Below are 18663 nucleotides of genomic sequence, written 5' to 3'. Positions count from 1 at the left end.
AAGAGGCTGAAAAACTCATGCAGTCCACAGATAGCGCCGACATGACCAGGGTAGGACCGGGCACGGTCATGGGCACGATGATGCGCCAATATTGGCTGCCCGCCTGCCTGTCGTCCGAAGTTGCCGCCGATGGCGATCCATTGCGCCTGATGATCCTGTGCGAAAAGCTGATCGCCTTTCGCGACAGCTCAGGCCGCGTAGGCATCATGGACCATCGCTGCCCACATCGCTGCGCGTCGCTGTTCATCGGCCGCAACGAAGAAAACGGCATACGCTGCGTTTATCATGGCTGGAAGTTCGACGTCGACGGCAAGTGCGTCGACATGCCGTCCGTCCCCGCCCGCATGGACTTCAAGGACAAGGTCCATGCCAAAGCGTATAAGACGCACGAAGCCAACGGCCTGATCTGGGTCTATATGGGCGAAAACCAGTCCGCCCCGCCGCCCTTGCCGGAAATCGAAGCGACGATGCACCCGGACGCCGAAATCTGGTGCCTGCAGCGCGACTGCAACTGGCTTCAGGCGCTGGAGGGTGACATCGACACCAGCCATGTCGGCTTCCTGCATGTCGGCTCGATTGAGGCAGACGATCTGGATGAGGATCATCCGATGCGCCCGACCGTCCTCAACCGCGCGCCCGATTATGAAGTCGCGCAGGCCGACTGGGGCGTCATGTATGGGGGCTATCGCCCGAATGATGATGGCCAGATGAGCTGGCGCGTCGCCCACTATATGTTCCCCTTCTGGACGCAGACGCCCAACAATCGCTTCGCCACCCGCGCCATTGCCCGCGCCTGGGTGCCGATGGATGACGAACATTCGATGCTGTTCGATATCACCTGCGGCGTGGACGCGGGCAACCCGGCCTATACGTCGACGCTCAAGGACGGCACGCCCTTGTTCGCGCCGCTGGAATATGCGCCGACGACCACCGACTGGTTTGGCCGCTGGCGCTCGCCCGATAGCGAGAAGAATGACTGGGCGATCGACCGTGAATCCCAGCGCAACGGCACCCAGTTCACCGGCATCCCCAACATCACGATGCAGGATCAGGCGGTGACCGAAAGCATGGGGCCGATCACCGACCACAGCTTTGAAAATCTGGCCCCCACCGACCAGATGATCGCCCGCGTGCGCCGCCGCGTGCTGCTGGCCGCCCGCGCGCTCGCCAACAAGGGGACGCTGCCGCCGGGCATCGAAGACCCCAGCATCTTCTATCGCGCGCGCGCAGGCTCCTTCCTGCACGACCCCAGCGACACGCTCGCCAACGCCTATGAATCGGCACTGGCCAAGGCGGTACGCTGGCCCGACAAGGTCGAAGCGGCTGAGTGACACATATATAAGGGCCGGGGCGATCCATGCCCCGGTGCCTCAGACAAGGATGACAGAGGTGACGACACGCATTGCGGTTTGTCCGGTTCGCCGATCCATGGCGCCCCGGCCCTGCCAAGAGACGCATCGTACCGGACGGAGAGGGTGATGCGCGCACGATTGAAGAATATCCGCTGGGAAGCCGAAGGCATCAACAGCTACATCCTCGAACCGGTCGATGGCGGGCTGATGCCGCCCTTCGATCCCGGCGCACATATCGACGTGCAGCTTTCCCCCGGCTTGGCGCGCAGCTATTCGTTGGTCAATGATCCCGCCATTCGCGGCTATTATGAAATCGCCGTCCATCATGCGATCGACGGTCGCGGCGGATCGCGCCACATCCATGAAAAATGGCAGGTCGGCCAGATCCTCGACATCTCGGAACCGAAAAACAATTTTCCGATGGTGGAGGATGCCAGCCACACCGTGATGATCGGTGGCGGGATCGGCATCACGCCGATGCTCCCCATGATCGCGCGTCTCGAAAAACTTGGGCGTAGCTGGGAACTCCATTATGTCGCCGCCTCGCCTGAGCGCGCCGCCTATGTCGATCGCCTGTCTGATTATGACCAGGTGGAAATCGCCTATGACGGCATTCCCGGCGGCCGCCGCCTGGACCTCAAGGCCATCTGCGCGGCTGCGCCTGCCGACGCGCATCTCTATTGCTGCGGTCCGGGCGGGATGCTCGATGCTTTCGTGGCGATCAATTGCGACCGGCCCAAGGGCCACGCCCATATCGAATATTTCTCGGCCGAAACCGAAATGGCGACCGAGGGCGGCTACACGCTGGAACTGGCCAGGAGCGGCAAGACCATCGCGGTGGAAGAAGGCGAAACGATGCTCGACGCGCTGCTCAGCGCCGGTGTCAATGTCGGCTTTGCTTGTTCGGAAGGAATTTGCGGCACCTGCGAGGTCAAGGTGCTGGACGGCATTCCCGACCATCGCGACCATTTCCTGTCGGATGACGACAAAGCCGCCAACAGGTCGATCATGGTCTGCTGTTCGGGGTCGAAAAGTGCCAACCTCGTCCTCGACATCTGATTGCGATATTCCGGTTTTTCAATTGCCTGTCGATAAATGAATAGAACGGCCACACATGGCCCAGGGTAAGGAGAAGGTGTTGGCGGTCGTCTCAATGAAAGGCAGCAGTAAAGGGATGCTGGATGACATACCCATGTCGTCCTACCAGATCTGGTCCGTGCTGATGATCGCCGCGACCGTCATTCTCGACGGCCTCGACAATCAGATGCTTGGCCTAGCCGCGCCCTCCTTGCTCCAGGAATGGGGCATCGACCGCACGGCATTGGGGTCCGTGTTTGCGCTGGGCTTTGTCGGCATGGCCATCGGCACGCTGACGTCGGGCTGGGTCGGCGACCGTTTCGGACGGCGCGGCGCGCTCATCATCGGCGTCGCCATCTTCGGCGTTGCGACCCTGCTTACCGGCTTTTCCACGGCATTGTGGCAAGTCGCTGCGCTCAAGACGCTGGCGGGCGTGGGCCTTGGCGGCGTCCCCGGCACCGCCAGCGCCATGATCGCCGAATTCACCCCCGTCCGCTGGCGCAGCGTCGCCGTCACCTTCGGCGTGGTGTGCGTGTCGATCGGCGGAATATTGGGCGGGGTCGCGGCCGCGCTGATCCTGCCGGGCCTTGGTTGGCGCTGGCTCTTCTATCTCGGCGGCAGCGTGACGATGATCTTCGTCGCATGGCTCTGTTTCATCCTGCCCGAATCCCCGCGCTATCTGGCGGAACGGCCCGATCGCGCCGCTGAACTCGACCGCATCTTGCGCCGCATCGGGCACCCTGATCCCGCCTCTGTCGCCCACATCCCGCTCGCCGCCGGGGAAGCACCCCGCTACGAACCGATGCGCAACCTGTTCGGCACGGCCCTGTTGCGCGATACGCTGGCGCTGTCGGTGGCGATGTTCTCCGGCATGTTCATGATCTATCTCATGTTCAACTGGGCGCCGACCATGCTCACCAGCGCGGGCTTCGGCCTCCAGACCGCCAGCCTTGGCCTTACCAGTTTCAACATCGGCGGCACCATCGGCGCGATGATCGCGTCGCTGGCCATCATCCGCTTCGGATCGCGCCCGGTGCTGATCCTGATGGCGATCGTCGGGGCGGCCGTCTGCGCCACGCTCGCCCTGCTCCCCATCAGCGGCGCGCGGAACGAAGGCGCTGTCCTTGCCTGCCTCGGCGCGCTCGGCCTGTTCGCCAGTGCAGCCCAGTCGGCCATGTTCGCGGTGGGCGCACACGCTTTCCCCACCGGCCTGCGCGCCCGTGGCCTGGGCCTGATGGGCGCGGCGGGCCGGGTCGGCGCGATCGTCAGCGCGGTGGCGGGCTCGTTCCTCATCGACTGGGGCAATCTCGGCTTCTTCGGCGCGCTCGCCGCCTTGATGCTGGTCAACGCCTTGGGCTTCATCGCCGTGCGGGGCCATGTGCCCGCCATCGGCCGCAAGGATGCACAGATATGAGCGACAGCTTCGACTATATCGTGATCGGCTCCGGCTCGGCGGGCAGCCTGATGGCCAATCGCCTGTCCGCCGACCCGGCCAACCGCGTCGCTCTGATCGAAGCCGGGCCATCCGACAAACAATGGCCGGTGAACCTCAAGACCGCGATGCCGGTCGGCAATATCTTCCTGCTGCCGCACGCAAAATATAACTGGAAACAGGCGCTGACCGGCAACGCCGCCGTCAACGACCGTACGATCAACTTTCCGCGCGGCAAGCTGTTCGGGGGATGCAGCGCCATCAACGGTGGCGTCTACATTCGCGGGCAACGGGCGGACTATGACGCCTGGGCCGATGCGGGCAATGATGGCTGGGCCTATGACGATGTCCTGCCCGCGTTCAAGGCGGTCGAAAATTACGCCGGTCCCGATACGCCCTGGCACGGCAAGGGCGGCGAACTGGACGTGCAGAAGCCCAAAAGCTGGAACCCCGTCAGCGCCGCAATCGTCGACGCGGCAGAACAAGCCGGGCATCGCCGCAATGATGATTTTGCCAGCGATCGGCAGGACGGCTTTGGCCGTTACGACCTCAACCAACGCAACGGCACCCGCCTGTCGAGCGCCCGCGCCTTCCTCCACCCCGCACTGGATCGCGCCAACCTGACCGTCATGGCGGACACCATGGTCCGCCGCATCCTGTTCGACCGGGGTCGCGCGGTGGGGCTGGAAATAGAGACGAACGGCGCGCGCAGCACCATCGCGGCGCGGCGGGAGATCATCCTGTGCGCGGGTGCGACCAATTCGCCGCAACTGCTGATGCTGTCGGGCATCGGGCCGCAGGATCATCTGCGCGAGATGGGCATCGACCTTGTCCACCATTTGCCCGGCGTCGGCGCGCATTTGCAGGACCATCCCACCGTCCATGTCGCGATGGAGAACCCGTCGGCGGAATCCTATGCCGTATCGGCCAAGGTTCTGCCTCGCATCCTGGCCAGCCCGTTCAAATATCTGCTGAAACGCGAAGGGATGCTGGCGTCCAATGTCGCGGAGGCCGGCGGTTTCCTTTGCACCGACGGAACGGGTCGCCCGGACATCCAGATCACCTTCCTCGCCGGGCTGAAGCTCGACGCCCGTTCGGTCCCCCGCCGCCACGGCTATATGGGGCTCATTCAGTTGCTGCGTCCCAAAAGCAGCGGGTCGGTCCGCTTGGCCAGCAACCGGCCGGAGGACAAGCCGGTCATTGATCCCAATTTCTTTGCCGATCCCTATGACATGCAGACGCTGATCGCCGGGTTTCGCGCCTGCCGCCATATCTTCGCCCAGCCCGCGCTCGCCGCCATGACCGGCGCAGAAATCGAACCGGGCGCGCAGCATCAAAGCGACGCCGAGATCGGCGCCGCCCTGCGCAAGATCGTCAACACTGCCTATCATCCGACCGGCACCTGCAAGATGGGGCCGGACAGCGACCCGATGGCCGTCGTGGACAATCGCCTGCGCGTGCGCGGCGTATCCGGCCTGCGCGTCGTCGATGCATCGGTCATGCCCGACATCATCAGCGGCAACACCTCCGCCCCCACCATGATGATCGCCCAGCGCGCGGCACAGTTCATCCTGCAAGACGCCGTCACATCCAACATCGCCGCCTGAAAGAAGCTCCCATGACCCAACTCATCATCCCCCCGCGCCCCGCCTTGCTCGACACCCCGCATCAGGACATGCTGATCGGCGGCCAGCGCGTCCCCGCTTTGTCGGGGCAGCGTTTCGAGACCCGCAACCCCGCCACCGGCGATCTGTTGGCTACCGTTGCGCAGGGCGGGGCGGAGGATGTCGACCGCGCGGTCAAATCGGCCCGCGCCGCGTTCGAGGGACCATGGCGGCGCATGAAGCCGGTGGAGCGCCAGCGCATCATGCTGCGCCTCGCCGATCTGGTGGAGCAGCATTTCGAGGAACTGGCGATGCTCGACACGCTGGACCTTGGCGCACCCTATAGCCGCACGATCATGGGCAAAGCCCGCGCAGGCGCATTGCTGCGCTATTATGCGGGGCAGGCAACGCTGATCGCGGGCGACACGATCGACAATAGCGCGATGGGCGACGTCCTCTCCCAGACGCTCAAGGAACCGATCGGCGTGGTCGCAGCAATCAACCCATGGAACGGCCCGATCGGCATGTCGGTGTGGAAGGCGGGGCCGGTACTCGCTACCGGCTGCACCCTCGTCATGAAGCCCGCTGAACAGACGCCCCTTTCCGCGCTGCGCTTTGGCGAACTATGCCTGGAAGCGGGCGTACCGGACGGCGTCATCAACATCGTCACGGGCCTTGGCGATGCAGGCGCGGCGCTCTCCAGCCACCCGGACGTCGACAAGATCGCCTTCACTGGCTCCACCGGCGTCGGTGAAAAAATCCTGCACGCCGCCGCCGGAACGATGAAGCGCGTAACGGTGGAACTGGGCGGCAAGTCGCCCAATATCGTCTTTGCCGACGCTGATCTCGACAAGGCCGTCCCTGCCGCCGCCATGGCCGTGTTCGCCAATGCCGGGCAGATTTGCAGCGCGGGCACGCGCCTGTTCGTGCAAAGCACAATCCACGACGAATTCATGGAGCGCCTGGCCGCCTTCACGAAGACGATCAAGGTCGGCGACCCCCTGGACCCGACCACCCAGATGGGGCCGGTCGTTTCCCTGCCCCAAATGGACAAGATCCTCGGCTTCATCGCCAGCGCCAACACGCAAGGCGCCCGCCCGCTGACCGGCGGCAATCGCATGAGCGGCGCGGGCTATGATGCAGGCTATTTCATCGAACCCACCATCTTCACCCATGTCGCCGACGACATGACGATCGCGCGGGAAGAGATTTTCGGCCCGGTGCTCTCCGCCTTCACATTCGAGCACGTAGAGGAGGTTCTAACCCGCGCCAACGCCACCGAATTTGGCCTGGGAGGCGGCGTATGGACCCGCGACTTGGCCACCGCGCACCGCATGGCGCGCGGCATCCGCGCCGGGTCCGTCTGGGTCAATTGCTACCAGATGCTCGACCCCGCCGTCCCCTTCGGCGGCTATCGCATGAGCGGCTTCGGCCGCGAGTCCGGCGCGCACCATATCGAGGATTATCTGGAAACGAAGGCGGTCTGGATCAACCTGGACTGAGGCGCGCATCGTGCAGCAGGACAACAGCAATGGCGTGCATCTGGAGGAGGAGATGATCCTCCAGATGCAAAGGCTGGTGACTGGCCGCACCGACGAAGCGCTTAACGCCCGCTTCGGCATCAGTTACAATACATGGCGCAAATTGCTCGCCGGACAGCCGATCCGCCCTTCGCTCGCTGATCGTCTGAAGGGCCGCATCGCCGCGCTTGAGGCCAACAACCCGCGATAGCCTCACACCCAGCCCGATTCCCGCAAGTCCGGCGGCGCGCCTGCCACGCGCTCGCCCTTGGCCGCCTCGCTCAGCATGTCGAGAAAGCGGCGCTGGGTCGCTGTGGGGCGCCAACTGCGCCGCGTCGTGATCCCCACCACGCGCTTGCTGCCTTCCAGCGGCGGCCCGACCTGCGTCAGCAGCCCGCTGCGGATCTGGAGCGCCACCTGATCGGGCGACAGCAGCGTCAGGAAATCCCCCTCCGTCAGCAACCGCCCGATGATCATCACCGACCCGCACTCGACCGGCGTCGCTGGCACCTTGCCTTCCCCGAACAGCTTTTCCCACTGTTCGCGCAACGGCGAATTGGCAGGCGCGACGATCCAGGGATAGCTGGCCAGTTGCTCCATCGTCGGCTTGTCCACCTTGGCCAGCGGATGCTGGCTCCCCGCCGCAATCACCAGTCGATCCTCCGACAAGGGCAACTGATAAAGATCAGCAATCTCGAACGGCCGCAACGCGCCGACCACCATGTCGATCACTCCGTCGCGCAGCGGCTCCACCAGCTCGCGCCAGCTTCCCTCCAGCACCTTGAACGCCGCGCGCGGATCGCTCCGCGCCATCCGCGCCATGGCGGCGGGGACCAGATAAGGCCGCGCCAATGGAAGCGCCCCGAACGCGATCAGCTCGCTCCCGCTCCCGCTATCGCGCCCGATGTCCGCCAGCGCCGCGACGATCTCCGCCACCGCCAGCCTTGTCCCGCGCGCCAGCCTTTTCCCCGCCGGATTGAGCCACACCGCCCGCCCCCGCCGTTCGACCAGCTTCCCGCCGATCATCTGCTCCAGGTCGCCGACCGCGCGATGCACCGCCGTCTGCGACAGAGTGCTACCATGCGCCGCCGCCGCGAAACTCCCTGCCTCCGCCAACGCCAGAAAGGCGCGCAACTGCGTCATCGTCATTAGCCGCTCAGGATAATGGAACACGCCCGACAAGCCCTTGGCCGCCTGCGACAGATGATCGAGCGCCGCGCGCGCCCGCTCGATCACGATCTCGCCCATGGGCGTTGGCACCATCCCGCCCGACCGACGCTCAAAAAAGGTGTAGCCGAACTGCCGCTCCAGCTTGGCCAGCCCCTGCGTCAGCGCCGGTTGCGACAGGCTGACCACATCGGCGGCGGCGGTGATGCTGCCATGTTCGCGGATCGCCAGCAGCGCGCGCAGGTGGCGCAAATTGAGGTCGAATGGATCGGTCGCCATGCCGCTTACTCTTGTTACCCTGCGCCCGCGCGCTGTGGCGTCATCGGGCGACCGCGGCCTTACCGGACAACTGCCCCAAAGGACAGCGGCCCCTTGCCCAAATCAGCCGAAATTCTAATGGACTGACCATTACCGTAATGGTAGGACCATTAGCGAGAGGCGCGCACGGCCGCCCGACGGATTCGGATAAAAAGGAGGCACCCATGGACTTTGAACTGCCCGACGACATCAAGGAATTTTGCGACGTCACCCGCGCCATCGTGCGCGACCTGCTGCCTTATGAAACGGAATTTCAGGCCACCGGCAAAGTGCCGCCGATCGTGCGGCAAACGCTGGTCGATAATGGCTATTTCGGCCTGTCGCTGCCGGAAGAATATGGCGGCCTGGGCCTCGGCGCACTCGCGCAGGCGGCAGTGCAGATAGAACTCGCCCGCCTTCCCCCCCAATTCTGGACCGAATTGCGCCCGCTCATGGGTCCGGGCGCGCGCAACATCGTCTATCATGCCTCGGAAGCGCAAAAGCAGCAGTTGATCCCTGGCATGGTGTCAGGCGAAATCCCGATCGCCTTTGCCCTCACCGAACCCAATAGCGGCTCCGATCCGGGCTCGATGCGCACCACCGCCACCCGCAATGCCGACGGCTGGGTCATCAACGGCTCCAAAACCTATATTTCCAACGGCAAGAACGCCAAATATGTGATCGTCTATGCCTATACCGACAAGGCCGCCGGGCCACGCGGCGGCATTTCCGCCTTCCTAATGCCCGCCGACACGCCCGGCTTTGCCGTCACTGGCACGATCGAACTGATGGGCACCGCAACGCCGGGCGTCTATGAACTGACCTTCGACGAATGCCAATTGCCCGCCGACGCCCTGCTCGGCGAAGAAGGGCGCGGCTTCCACTATGCGCTCGAAGGCCTGAACGAGGGCCGCATGAATGTCGGCGCGACCGCCGTCGGCATGGGCGAATATGCGCTGGAACTGGCGATCGAGGAATCGAAACAGCGCCCCGCCTTTGGCGGCGTCATCTCCGATTTTCAGGCGATCCGCCACTATATCGCCACCATGGCGACGGACATGCGCGCTGCACGCCTGATCCTGCTCGACGCCTGCTGGCGCTACGACCAGGGCGAAAAGAAACGCGAACTCGCCTCCATGGCCAAGCTGTTCTGCACCGAAGCGGGCAGCCGCACGGTCGACACAGCGGTCCAGATTTTCGGTGGCTCCGGCTATTGCCGCGGCTTCGCGATCGAGCGGCTCTATCGCGACATTCGCATCACGCGGATCTACGAGGGGTCTTCGGAGATTCAGAAGAATACGATCGCGCGGGAATTGTTACGGTAAGATGATGTGCGGGCGGGAGGGGTAGGTGCCGCTCCCGCCGAATGCCTAGTCCGCGCCAATTATCGCCGTTCGACTGCGATGTCCCAGCGTCAGAAATCAGACATTAAAGTTATAACCGGAGTTCGAGACAAAAACTGCCATTTGCGTTTCTTCGCCAAGAAGCGGCTTTCAAACCCCAATAAATTAGCCGTAAGAGCAACTAACCGACGCGTATACCAACAATTTCGCCAGCCTCGACTTGAAAATCCAGCACGAGACAATCGTCCGCATGGTTCGACAGCAAAAATGCAGGTGCAATCGCTGCCGTAATGGCGCGATCGGCCACGATGAGGTTGTCGAGCAGAGCGTTTTCACGGGCAAGCAAAGATGCTTTGCTCTCATATGATGATACTACCTGAAGTTTCTCGCGCAGGATGCGATCAATCGCGATTGTGGCCTCACCCGTGGGTAAAAACGGACGTAAATCCTCGGCGATAGCCTCGTATCGCGCTTGTTTGCCGGCTTCGCGTCCTGGGTAAGCAGACATCAGTTGGAAACCACAAGCGCGCGCACGCAAACAGAGCAGGATGTCGTCATAGCAACCCATAACAGTTGTCTGGCCATCCTGAAGCGCTTTAACGTATTTACTCGAACCAAAGGTATCCTTTTTCACCGCGCGGAGTGCTTCAGTCGCGACGTGCAGATCCTTGGCGAGGTGGTCATAGACTTTGTTGAGTTCAGCCTCATGATGTTCGATTGTGTGCAGCACTTCGGGCGCTAGTTCGCCAGAGAGAACTGCCCGCGCGACCTGTTTGAAATAGCGAATGGACCCGGTCAGCGTCGAACGGCGCTCGTCCTGCTGGAAGCGTGAGATGTCTGCGAGCATCGCCTTGATCTCGTCAAGTGCCTCCTCAATGCGCTGCATCTGCTGTTGCTGGGCAATGGCAGTGGCAGCTGTAAGGAAAATGGCTGGACCAGAAATGCCGATAGCGGTTACCTGGTGAAGGTCCACCATACCTTTGTGGCCCTTAGCTACTCCGACATAGCCGCCCACTTTATCACTCCAAGAAAGCGCGGCTTCTGCACTGTAAATATTCTTCCCTGAGAGCATCTGCTCCGCGCTGAAAAAGGGCTGCAGTGCTGTCAGCAGTGGTGCTAACTGGCTTCTTGTACGGCCGTCAGGAACCATGAACGACCAATCCTGCGTTTTCTCCTCCGGGATCGCCGCTAGGGCAAAAGCATGCCGCCCATCATCGCCAACGACGCTTACCGCGGTTTTCGGCTCAGGGCGCATCACTAGAGTATGGCTATCGTGGCCAAGCAATCGCCCGTCTGCAACCATGACCCCCCGCAAGTAGGCAATTTCCACCAATGTCGAGACAAATGGCAACCAGGCGTCGGTGGTCAATATGCTCGCCGCAGCCTTCCCCGCCGCACCTGCAGCCTCCTTGACCAGCGCAGCGCGACGTTCGGGGTCTGCCGTCAAAAGATGTTGCTTGGTGAACATGTTAATGAGCATAGCCTCATGCTGAACGACATCGACGCCAGCGATGGGGATGGCGATCTTTTTGCAGACCGTAGCAATAAGATCGTCATAGCTGTGCTTTTCACCTGCCATGCTACCTGCCTGGGCTGAAAAGCTCTCTGTTAGGAAAAGTCCGAGGCGATATATCTCCTCGGCAATTTGGTCTCGATAAGCGCCGTGGTCAGGCTGAAAACGCAGATAAGCGCGCGCATGCTTGAGATAGCTGAATGGTGAACCGACCAGAGAATCTACGATTGGAGCGAGTTCGTCATTTGAGCAATGATCAAGAATATCGTAGAGGCTGACTGAGTATTTTTCTTTCACTCGATCTGTCACAAAGCCTCCGAAATATGTAAATGATCAATCAGAATATTGGTTAAATGCTGTCAGTGCATTTATGACTGAATCCGGCTGGTTTTGCCAAGCCATTTGACGGATTTTGAACTCGAAGAGCCAACAGCCGGATCAGTCACTCTCCGCGAGCGGTTTTGGTCGGGTGCCGATGCAATTCGAACGGCGGCGTTCACCGCAGAAGCGGACCGGCTCAAATCGGCCAAAATCCCCCTGTCCTACACCATCGCCCAATGCCATAATTTTCCCCGGCTCTTTCCCACCGTTCGTCCCCACCCCGCTCCGTCCTCACAGGCGTGCGCGCAAACTTCGCAAAAATTCTCGTATTGCGAAATCCACGCCACCCTTCCGCACCCACGCAAATGCGTGGCCTGCAACGGTGTGAACTTCGCAGCCTTTGCAGTGGCTCGTGTCAGCCCAGATCGCCGCGTTCCCGCAGCGCCGCCACTGCCTCCGCGCTCACGCCCAGCCCCGCCAGCACTGCCGCGCCATCCTCGCCCAGTTGCGCGACATGGTCCCGCGCCTCGACCTGCGATCCGCTCATGCGGAAGGGCGGGTTCGGCACCCTGAACGCGCCCGCGCCGTCATGCACCTGCGCAAAAGCACCCCGCGCCGCCAGTTGCGGATCGTCCAGCAGCTCGTCAATCTCGCGATAGCGGGCGCATGGCACGCCATGACGCGACAGGATCGCCTCGGCCTCCGCCGCGCTGCGCTCCAGTGTCCATTGCTCGGTCAGCGCCAGCAACGTCGCCCAATTGGCATTGCGATCCGCATTGGTCAGGAAGCGCGGATCGTCGCGCCATTCGGGATGACCTACGGCGTCCGACAATTGCTCGAAATTGCGCGGACTGGTCGGCGCGACCATGATGAAACCGTCATTGGTCTTGAGCGGCGTATAGAGCGGCCGCCGCGCGTCGCCCGGAAATTGCGCCTCCTGCGTCTCGAACACGAGCATGCCGACCATCGCTTCCAGCATGGATAGGTCGATATGCTGCCCCTGCCCCGTCCGCTCCCGTTGATAGAGCGCGGCCTGGATCGCGCCGAACGCATGGGTGCCGCCCAGCACGTCAGCGATGAAAATGCCGCTGGTCGCGGGCCGATCCGCCCCGTCCTGATAGCGTAGGTTGACCATGTCGAACCCGCTGGCCGCATGGATCACCGGCGCATAGGCCGGGAACAGCGCCTTCGGCCCGGTCTGGCCATAGCCGGAGATAGAGCAATAGATGAGTCGCGGATTGATCGCCGCTAGCGTCGCAAAGTCGAGGCCGAAGCGCGCCATGACGCCGGGCCGGAAATTCTCCACCAGCACGTCGCACGTGGCGACCAGTTGCTTGATAAGGTCGATGATCTCCGGCGATTTGAGGTTGCAGGCAATCGACCGCTTGCCCGCGTTCAGATTGCCGAAATAGGCGCTATGGCCATCCCGCTTGGGCGGCCGCGCACGGACCTGGTCGCCCTCCAGCGATTCCACCTTGATGACCTCCGCACCAAGGTCGGCGAGCATCCGGGTGGCGAACGGTCCGGCCATGACGCTGGTGAAGTCCAGCACCCGCACGCCGTCCAGCGCACCCGCCATCTGTGTCTTGCCTTCACCTGCCATGCCGCACCCATCTGTCGAGCCATATGTTCAATGGTCCTACCTATTGCACGACGACGATGGCGCGGTCAATCAGCCCTTGGCGGCAGCCTTGCTGTTCTTGCGGACATGGCGATGCACCCGCTCCAGATGCTTGCTCATTTCCGCGACGGCCGCTTCCTCATTCTTCGCCCGCAAATGCCGCACCAGTTTGAACCGGGATTCGATCAGCGATTGCTGCAACGTTTCATAGTCCGGCCCGCGTACAAATTCGTGCAGGATCGCCGACAGCGAATCCACGAAGATGCCGAAAATGCGATTCTTGGTCGCCCGCGCCAGCACCGCATAATATTCCACCGCACAGGCATAGCGCGCCTCCACACTGGTTTCCCGCTTCGTCCGCTCGGCAATCGCCTCCAACTCAGCGAGATCAGTTTCCGTGGCGCGCGCGCAGGCCAGCCGGACGATGATATCCTGCAATGCCAGCCGCGCCTCGGTCAGTTCGCCCAGCGAAATATCGCCCAGATGGACATAATCCTGCATGGCCTGCACGATCCGGTCCGGCTCGGCCGTTTGCACAAACGCCCCGCCCTTCGCGCCCTTCACATTGCGGATGATTCCCGCGACCTCCAGGCTGCGCAGCGCCTCCCGCAACGCGCTGCGACTGACCTGAAATTCGACCGCCAATTCCCGTTCGGCGGGCAGCTTATCCCCCGCCTTGAGCGTACCCGACGCCAGTTGCTCGCGGATCTGTTCACAGATCACCTCGAACGCGCGCCGCGTCTTGATAGGGGCGAAACTGGGCTTGGGGGACGGGGACGATGCCATAGAGTGCGCTCCGATAGGAATGCGCAAATCTATAACGGACGCCTAGAAAGGCGCAATGGCCGGACCGAATAGGATTGACAGACGCCTATCACTCTTTAATGGTCGGACCATTATAAAGATGGAGCGAGCCATGAAGATCCTTGTGCCCGTGAAGCGGGTCATTGATTATAATGTGAAGCCGCGCGTGAAGGCGGACGGGACGGGTGTTGATCTTGCCAATGTAAAGATGAGCATGAACCCGTTTGACGAGATTGCGATCGAGGAAGCCATCCGCCTGAAGGAAAAGGGCGTGGCGACCGAAGTAGTTGCGGTGTCCATCGGCGTTGCCAAGGCGCAGGAAACGCTGCGTACATCGCTCGCCATGGGTGCCGACCGCGCGATCCTGATCCAGACCGATGAAGAGGTCGAACCACTGGCCGTCGCGAAATTGCTCGCCAAGGTGCAGGAAGAGGAAGGCGCTGGCCTGATCATCCTGGGCAAGCAGGCGATCGACGACGACAGCAACCAGACCGGCCAGATGCTGGCGGCGCTGCTGAACCTGCCGCAGGGCACGTTCGCGTCGAAGGTCGAGGTCGAAGGCGACAGCGTGTCGGTGACACGCGAAGTCGATGGCGGGCTGGAGACGGTGAAGCTGTCGACCCCGGCGATCATCACCACCGACTTGCGCTTGAATGAGCCGCGCTATGCGTCGCTGCCCAACATCATGAAGGCCAAGTCCAAGCCGCTCGCGCAGAAGACACCCGCTGACTATGGCGTGGATATCGGCGCACGGCTGGAGACGCTGAAGGTGGTCGAACCACCCAAGCGGACCGCTGGCGTCAAAGTCGCCGACGTCGATGAACTGGTTGCCAAGCTCAAGGCCATGGGAGTTGCCGCATGAAGACGCTTGTATGGGTTGAACATGAGGGCGGCGCGGTCAAGGACGCGACGCTTTCCGCCATCACTGCCGCTGCGAAGCTGGGCGAAGTGCATCTGCTGGTCGCTGGCGAAGGCGTCGATGGCGTTGCCGCCGCCGCTGCGCAGATTTCGGGCGTGGGCAAGGTGCATGTTGCCGACGATGCCGCCTATGGCCATGCGCTTGCCGAGAATATCGCGCCGCTGGTTGTCGAACTGATGGGGCATCATGACGCCTTCATCGCGCCTGCCACCAGCAACGGCAAGAATATCGCGCCGCGCGTCGCGGCTTTGCTCGACGTGATGCAGATCAGCGACATTCTTTCGGTCGAGGGCGAGGACACGTTCACGCGGCCGATCTATGCGGGCAATGCGATTGCTACGGTCAAGAGCAAGGACGCCAAGAAGGTCATCACCGTTCGCGGTACGGCGTTCGAGAAGGCGGCTCGCGAAGGTGGTTCGGGTACGGTGGAAGCGGTGGCTTCGACCGGGGACAAGGGGCTGTCGTCCTTTGTCGGCGCGGAGATCGCCAAGCTGGAACGGCCGGAACTGACCAGCGCCAAGATCATCGTGTCGGGGGGTCGGGCGCTCAAGGATGGGCCGACGTTCGAGGAAGTCATCTATCCGCTGGCCGACAAACTGGGCGCTGCAGTCGGGGCCAGCCGGGCGGCGGTCGATGCGGGCTATGTGCCGAACGACTATCAGGTCGGGCAGACCGGCAAGATCGTTGCGCCGGAAGTCTATGTTGCGGTCGGCATTTCCGGGGCGATCCAGCATTTGGCGGGGATGAAGGACAGCAAGACCATCATCGCCATCAACAAGGATGAGGATGCGCCGATCTTCCAAGTAGCCGACATCGGCCTCGTGGGTGATCTGTTCAAGATCGTGCCGGAACTGACCGATAAGCTGTAAGCGCGACGCCATCGCATAGGAAAGGGCGCGGGATAAAGATGCCGCGTCCTTTTTACGTCTGTCGTCGGCTGCATTGTCGTAAAGAAGATGATCTGTCGCGCGACGATGAGCGCCGGGCATTCACTGCTACCTCGCTCCATTCATGGTCCGTTCCCTTGTGCCTGGACTTGCGGTAAGCAATTGGGAACCCAATGTGATTCCCGATTCCAACAAGAACGAACTGGGGCCTTATTAACCATCTCATTTTCATTACATATTTGAAAATAAAAACAGAAACATCGTGGATTGGATTTCGGCTCGGCTCCAACTCCTTCTTCCTGCTCGACTTGCCGCGCCGCTCCCGGCTAAGAGGGGCGGCATGATGAAGCTGTTTATCGGTAACAAGGCCTATTCGAGCTGGTCGCTGCGCGGCTGGCTGGCGTGCAAGCTGTCAGGCCTGCCCTTTGAGGAAGTCGTGGTCCCCCTCTATGACGAGGCGTGGGAGAAACGGCGCGAGGGCGACGAGTTCGCGCCCTCCTCCGGCAAGGTGCCGATCTTGTGGGATGGCGACGATATCGTCGTGTGGGACAGCCTCGCCATCATCGAATATCTCAATGAAAAGACCAGCGGCGACCTGTTCTGGCCCACCGATCCCGCCGCGCGCGCCATGGCCCGGTCGATGGCGGCGGAAATGCACAGCAGCTTTGCCGCGCTACGTCGCGAGCATAGCATGAACATCCGCCGCATCTACGACGCCGTGCCGCCTTCCGAGGCGGTGGCGCAGGATATTTTCCGCATGATGCAGCTGTGGGCGCAGGCCCGTGCGCGCCATGGTGGCGAGGGCGAATTTCTGTTCGGCGCGTTCAGCGCAGTCGACGTGATGTTCGCGCCCGTCGTCACCCGCTTCATCACCTATCAACTGCCCGTCGCCCGCTTTGCCCAGGCCTATATGCAGGCGATCATCGCCCATCCCTGGATGCAGGAATGGATCGGCGGGGCACAGGCGGAGGACTGGGTAATCGACAAGTTCGAGGTGCCGCCGCAGGTGACGTGAGGCAATGACGGACACGCCCGATACCCCCACCGAACAACGCGCCGCTGAAGCCGCCGCGATTCGCCGCCGCTGGATCACGCTCGGCGAAATGCTGGCGCTGCTGGCGGTCAGTATCTCCGGGTTGACCCTCTATCTCAATTGGTCGGACAAGCAGGACGAGCGCGCGGAAAAGGCGATCGCAAGCCGTCAGGCCTCCGTCCGCGCGGCGAAGCTGATACTCAACGCCCGTGCCGATGGCGACGACCGGCTGCTATTGACCCCGGCCGCTGCCGACCAGATCGTCCAGAGCCAGACCTTCCTCTTCCCCACCGCGCTGAATATTGCGGCCGTATCCACCACGGGCGAAGCGCGGATCGAGGCACGCTGGTTCGACAATGCGCTCAAGCGGGCGCGGGACAAGGCCAAGCTGCCCGACAATAGCGTGGGCGACGAAAAGCTGCCCGTGTTCATCACCACCCGCTTCGTGGTGAATGGCGAAGCGCGCGAAGATCGCGCCATCTATGATATCGGCTATGGCATATCGGGTCGCTGGTTGTCGGGCCATGACGTGACACTGCGCGGCCTGTCGCTCGTCACGCGCGAGATGGGTCAGTCCCCCGCCACGCGCGTCGATGCGCGCTGGGCGGCCGTCGTCACCGCGCGCAACTGACGCGGCTCCACGAAAAAGCCCGGCCCTTCGTGGAAGGACCGGGCTTTTTCCGCTCGAAAGGATCGGGGCTTTAGCCGACGATTTCTTCGGGCTTGAAGAAATAGGCGATTTCGGTCGCGGCATTTTCTTCGCTGTCCGAACCATGGACCGAATTGGCTTCGATCGATTCGGCCAGTTCCTTGCGGATCGTGCCCGCATCGGCATTGGCGGGGTTGGTCGCGCCCATGATGTCGCGGTTACGCTGCACAGCATTCTCGCCTTCCAAAACCTGAACGACGACAGGGCCGGAAATCATGAAGGCGACGAGATCGGCGAAGAAGGGGCGTTCCTTGTGGACGCCGTAAAAGCCTTCGGCCTGTTCGCGGCTCATGCGGATGCGCTTGGAAGCGACGACGCGCAGGCCGGCTTCCTCCAGCATCTTGGTGACGGCGCCGGTCAGGTTGCGACGGGTCGCGTCGGGCTTGATGATGGAAAAGGTGCGCGTGACGGCCATGGCCCTCGATACTCCGAATGGGTGGAAATGCTGGCCGCGCCTTTAGACGGGGCCGTGCTGCGCTGCAAGAGGCTTGAAGCCAAAGGCCGCGCTATGGCCCCTGCACCCATTTGCGGCCCTCCTGCCGCCAGAAGCGCGGCTCGACGCCGTCGCGCTTCGACAGGGTCCGCCAGCTTGCCCGCGCACCATCGATCGTATCGGCGTCGAAAAAATAAAAGGCCCGCTCGAATTCCAGCGCCTCGTCGCGCCACACGCCATCGGCCAGCGCGACATGCCGCGCGCCATTGGGGGCGTCGCAGGTCGGGGCGAGCAGGATCGGCTGTATCGCCTCATTCCCCTCGCCCGCCTGCCCATGGGCGAGGAAACTTTCAGGCGGCCCGGCCCATAGCCCCTGCGATATACGCTCCCGCCGATCGGCCGTATCCGCCACCACCAGCAGCCGCGCGCCCAGCCCCAGGATGCGCGCCGCGATGGCGGGCAACACCTGTTCGACAGGATCGCGGTTTAGCTGGTAGAAATCGACCTGCATGATCGTAAAATCCTAACCCCGTTCGCCCTGAGCCTGTCTAAGCCTGTCCTGAGCGCCTGCCTTAGCAGGCAGTCGAAGGGGGCTGTTCTTCTTTGCGCAGAAGGACAGGGCTTCGACAAG

At 62.5% G+C, this 18663-nt stretch carries 17 protein-coding genes; 11 read left to right on the top strand and 6 right to left on the bottom strand.

The window, feature by feature from the left end; all coding sequences use genetic code 11:
• Window positions 1-17 precede the first annotated feature (17 nt).
• The 6 genes from BSY17_RS14595 to BSY17_RS14570 all read left to right on the top strand — a co-directional run bounded on the left by BSY17_RS14595 (window position 18) and on the right by BSY17_RS14570 (window position 7196).
• Complete coding sequence (locus BSY17_RS14595) at window positions 18-1331, top strand: Rieske 2Fe-2S domain-containing protein (protein WP_037479160.1); 1314 nt, start codon at window positions 18-20, stop codon at window positions 1329-1331.
• 147 nt (window positions 1332-1478) lie between these two features.
• Window positions 1479-2411, top strand: a complete 933-nt coding sequence (locus tag BSY17_RS14590; protein WP_069066037.1) for a PDR/VanB family oxidoreductase — start codon at window positions 1479-1481, stop codon at window positions 2409-2411.
• A gap of 55 nt (window positions 2412-2466) precedes the next feature.
• Complete coding sequence (locus tag BSY17_RS14585) at window positions 2467-3843, top strand: MFS transporter (protein ID WP_237236323.1); 1377 nt, start codon at window positions 2467-2469, stop codon at window positions 3841-3843.
• Window positions 3840-5468 (top strand): GMC family oxidoreductase, encoded by a 1629-nt coding sequence (locus BSY17_RS14580; RefSeq protein ID WP_069066036.1) that lies wholly within the window; start codon window positions 3840-3842, stop codon window positions 5466-5468. Before BSY17_RS14585 ends, BSY17_RS14580 begins: the two co-directional genes overlap by 4 nt.
• Window positions 5469-5479: 11 nt before the next feature.
• Complete coding sequence (locus tag BSY17_RS14575; RefSeq protein WP_069066035.1) at window positions 5480-6967, top strand: aldehyde dehydrogenase family protein; 1488 nt, start codon at window positions 5480-5482, stop codon at window positions 6965-6967.
• Window positions 6968-6977: 10 nt separating this feature from the next.
• Entirely contained in the window at window positions 6978-7196 is a 219-nt protein-coding gene (locus BSY17_RS14570; protein WP_062732878.1) for a hypothetical protein, read from the top strand.
• Window positions 7197-7198: 2 nt separating this feature from the next.
• Here BSY17_RS14570 and BSY17_RS14565 read toward each other — a convergent pair whose 3' ends face one another.
• A complete protein-coding gene (locus tag BSY17_RS14565; RefSeq protein ID WP_069066034.1) occupies window positions 7199-8431 on the bottom strand; it encodes a LysR family transcriptional regulator in 1233 nt (410 codons plus the stop codon).
• A gap of 203 nt (window positions 8432-8634) precedes the next feature.
• On the opposite strand from BSY17_RS14565, the gene BSY17_RS14560 reads away from it, so the two are divergent.
• Window positions 8635-9774, top strand: coding sequence for an acyl-CoA dehydrogenase family protein (locus BSY17_RS14560; RefSeq protein ID WP_052027539.1), 1140 nt, complete (start codon window positions 8635-8637; stop codon window positions 9772-9774).
• A gap of 199 nt (window positions 9775-9973) precedes the next feature.
• On the opposite strand, the gene BSY17_RS14555 is transcribed toward BSY17_RS14560, so the two are convergent.
• The 3 genes from BSY17_RS14555 to BSY17_RS14545 form a co-directional block, all read right to left on the bottom strand.
• Window positions 9974-11602, bottom strand: a complete 1629-nt coding sequence (locus tag BSY17_RS14555; RefSeq protein WP_171899250.1) for a hypothetical protein — start codon at window positions 11600-11602, stop codon at window positions 9974-9976.
• A 439-nt stretch (window positions 11603-12041) separates the two neighbouring features.
• A complete protein-coding gene (locus tag BSY17_RS14550) occupies window positions 12042-13229 on the bottom strand; it encodes a CaiB/BaiF CoA transferase family protein (protein WP_069066032.1) in 1188 nt (395 codons plus the stop codon).
• A gap of 69 nt (window positions 13230-13298) precedes the next feature.
• A complete protein-coding gene (locus BSY17_RS14545; protein WP_069066031.1) occupies window positions 13299-14033 on the bottom strand; it encodes a FadR/GntR family transcriptional regulator in 735 nt (244 codons plus the stop codon).
• Between the two features lie 130 nt (window positions 14034-14163).
• Between BSY17_RS14545 and BSY17_RS14540 the strand changes: the two genes are divergently transcribed.
• The 4 genes from BSY17_RS14540 to BSY17_RS14525 all read left to right on the top strand — a co-directional run bounded on the left by BSY17_RS14540 (window position 14164) and on the right by BSY17_RS14525 (window position 17521).
• The gene (locus BSY17_RS14540; RefSeq protein ID WP_069066030.1) at window positions 14164-14913 is read left to right on the top strand and encodes an electron transfer flavoprotein subunit beta/FixA family protein; all 750 of its coding nucleotides are present in this window, start codon (window positions 14164-14166) and stop codon (window positions 14911-14913) included.
• On the top strand, window positions 14910-15839 hold the full coding sequence (locus tag BSY17_RS14535) for an electron transfer flavoprotein subunit alpha/FixB family protein (protein WP_069066029.1): 930 nt from the start codon (window positions 14910-14912) through the stop codon (window positions 15837-15839). The genes BSY17_RS14540 and BSY17_RS14535 overlap by 4 nt, the downstream gene beginning before the upstream one ends.
• A 358-nt stretch (window positions 15840-16197) precedes the next feature.
• Window positions 16198-16872: a glutathione S-transferase family protein gene (locus BSY17_RS14530; protein ID WP_037475703.1), complete on the top strand. Its 675-nt coding sequence runs from the start codon at window positions 16198-16200 to the stop codon at window positions 16870-16872.
• A 4-nt stretch (window positions 16873-16876) separates the two neighbouring features.
• A complete protein-coding gene (locus tag BSY17_RS14525; RefSeq protein ID WP_069066028.1) occupies window positions 16877-17521 on the top strand; it encodes a hypothetical protein in 645 nt (214 codons plus the stop codon).
• Window positions 17522-17591: 70 nt separating this feature from the next.
• On the opposite strand, the gene ndk is transcribed toward BSY17_RS14525, so the two are convergent.
• Entirely contained in the window at window positions 17592-18014 is a 423-nt protein-coding gene (gene ndk, locus BSY17_RS14520) for a nucleoside-diphosphate kinase (RefSeq protein ID WP_037475709.1), read from the bottom strand.
• A 91-nt stretch (window positions 18015-18105) separates the two neighbouring features.
• On the bottom strand, window positions 18106-18543 hold the full coding sequence (locus BSY17_RS14515) for a DNA polymerase III subunit chi (RefSeq protein ID WP_069066027.1): 438 nt from the start codon (window positions 18541-18543) through the stop codon (window positions 18106-18108).
• Window positions 18544-18663: the final 120 nt, after the last annotated feature.

Source organism: Sphingobium sp. RAC03 (genome assembly GCF_001713415.1).
In the GTDB taxonomy this organism is placed as follows: domain Bacteria; phylum Pseudomonadota; class Alphaproteobacteria; order Sphingomonadales; family Sphingomonadaceae; genus Sphingobium.
This window is presented reverse-complemented; position numbering and strand designations above follow the sequence as displayed.

Coding starts and splice junctions, on each gene's coding strand:
- BSY17_RS14595 (WP_037479160.1), top strand. CDS start 18: ATGCAGTCCACAGATAGCGCCGACATGACCAGGGTAGGACCGGGCACG.
- BSY17_RS14590 (WP_069066037.1), top strand. CDS start 1,479: ATGCGCGCACGATTGAAGAATATCCGCTGGGAAGCCGAAGGCATCAAC.
- BSY17_RS14585 (WP_237236323.1), top strand. CDS start 2,467: ATGGCCCAGGGTAAGGAGAAGGTGTTGGCGGTCGTCTCAATGAAAGGC.
- BSY17_RS14580 (WP_069066036.1), top strand. CDS start 3,840: ATGAGCGACAGCTTCGACTATATCGTGATCGGCTCCGGCTCGGCGGGC.
- BSY17_RS14575 (WP_069066035.1), top strand. CDS start 5,480: ATGACCCAACTCATCATCCCCCCGCGCCCCGCCTTGCTCGACACCCCG.
- BSY17_RS14565 (WP_069066034.1), bottom strand. CDS start 8,431: ATGGCGACCGATCCATTCGACCTCAATTTGCGCCACCTGCGCGCGCTG.
- BSY17_RS14560 (WP_052027539.1), top strand. CDS start 8,635: ATGGACTTTGAACTGCCCGACGACATCAAGGAATTTTGCGACGTCACC.
- BSY17_RS14550 (WP_069066032.1), bottom strand. CDS start 13,229: ATGGCAGGTGAAGGCAAGACACAGATGGCGGGTGCGCTGGACGGCGTG.
- BSY17_RS14545 (WP_069066031.1), bottom strand. CDS start 14,033: ATGGCATCGTCCCCGTCCCCCAAGCCCAGTTTCGCCCCTATCAAGACG.
- BSY17_RS14540 (WP_069066030.1), top strand. CDS start 14,164: ATGAAGATCCTTGTGCCCGTGAAGCGGGTCATTGATTATAATGTGAAG.
- BSY17_RS14535 (WP_069066029.1), top strand. CDS start 14,910: ATGAAGACGCTTGTATGGGTTGAACATGAGGGCGGCGCGGTCAAGGAC.
- BSY17_RS14530 (WP_037475703.1), top strand. CDS start 16,198: ATGATGAAGCTGTTTATCGGTAACAAGGCCTATTCGAGCTGGTCGCTG.
- BSY17_RS14525 (WP_069066028.1), top strand. CDS start 16,877: ATGACGGACACGCCCGATACCCCCACCGAACAACGCGCCGCTGAAGCC.
- ndk (WP_037475709.1), bottom strand. CDS start 18,014: ATGGCCGTCACGCGCACCTTTTCCATCATCAAGCCCGACGCGACCCGT.
- BSY17_RS14515 (WP_069066027.1), bottom strand. CDS start 18,543: ATGCAGGTCGATTTCTACCAGCTAAACCGCGATCCTGTCGAACAGGTG.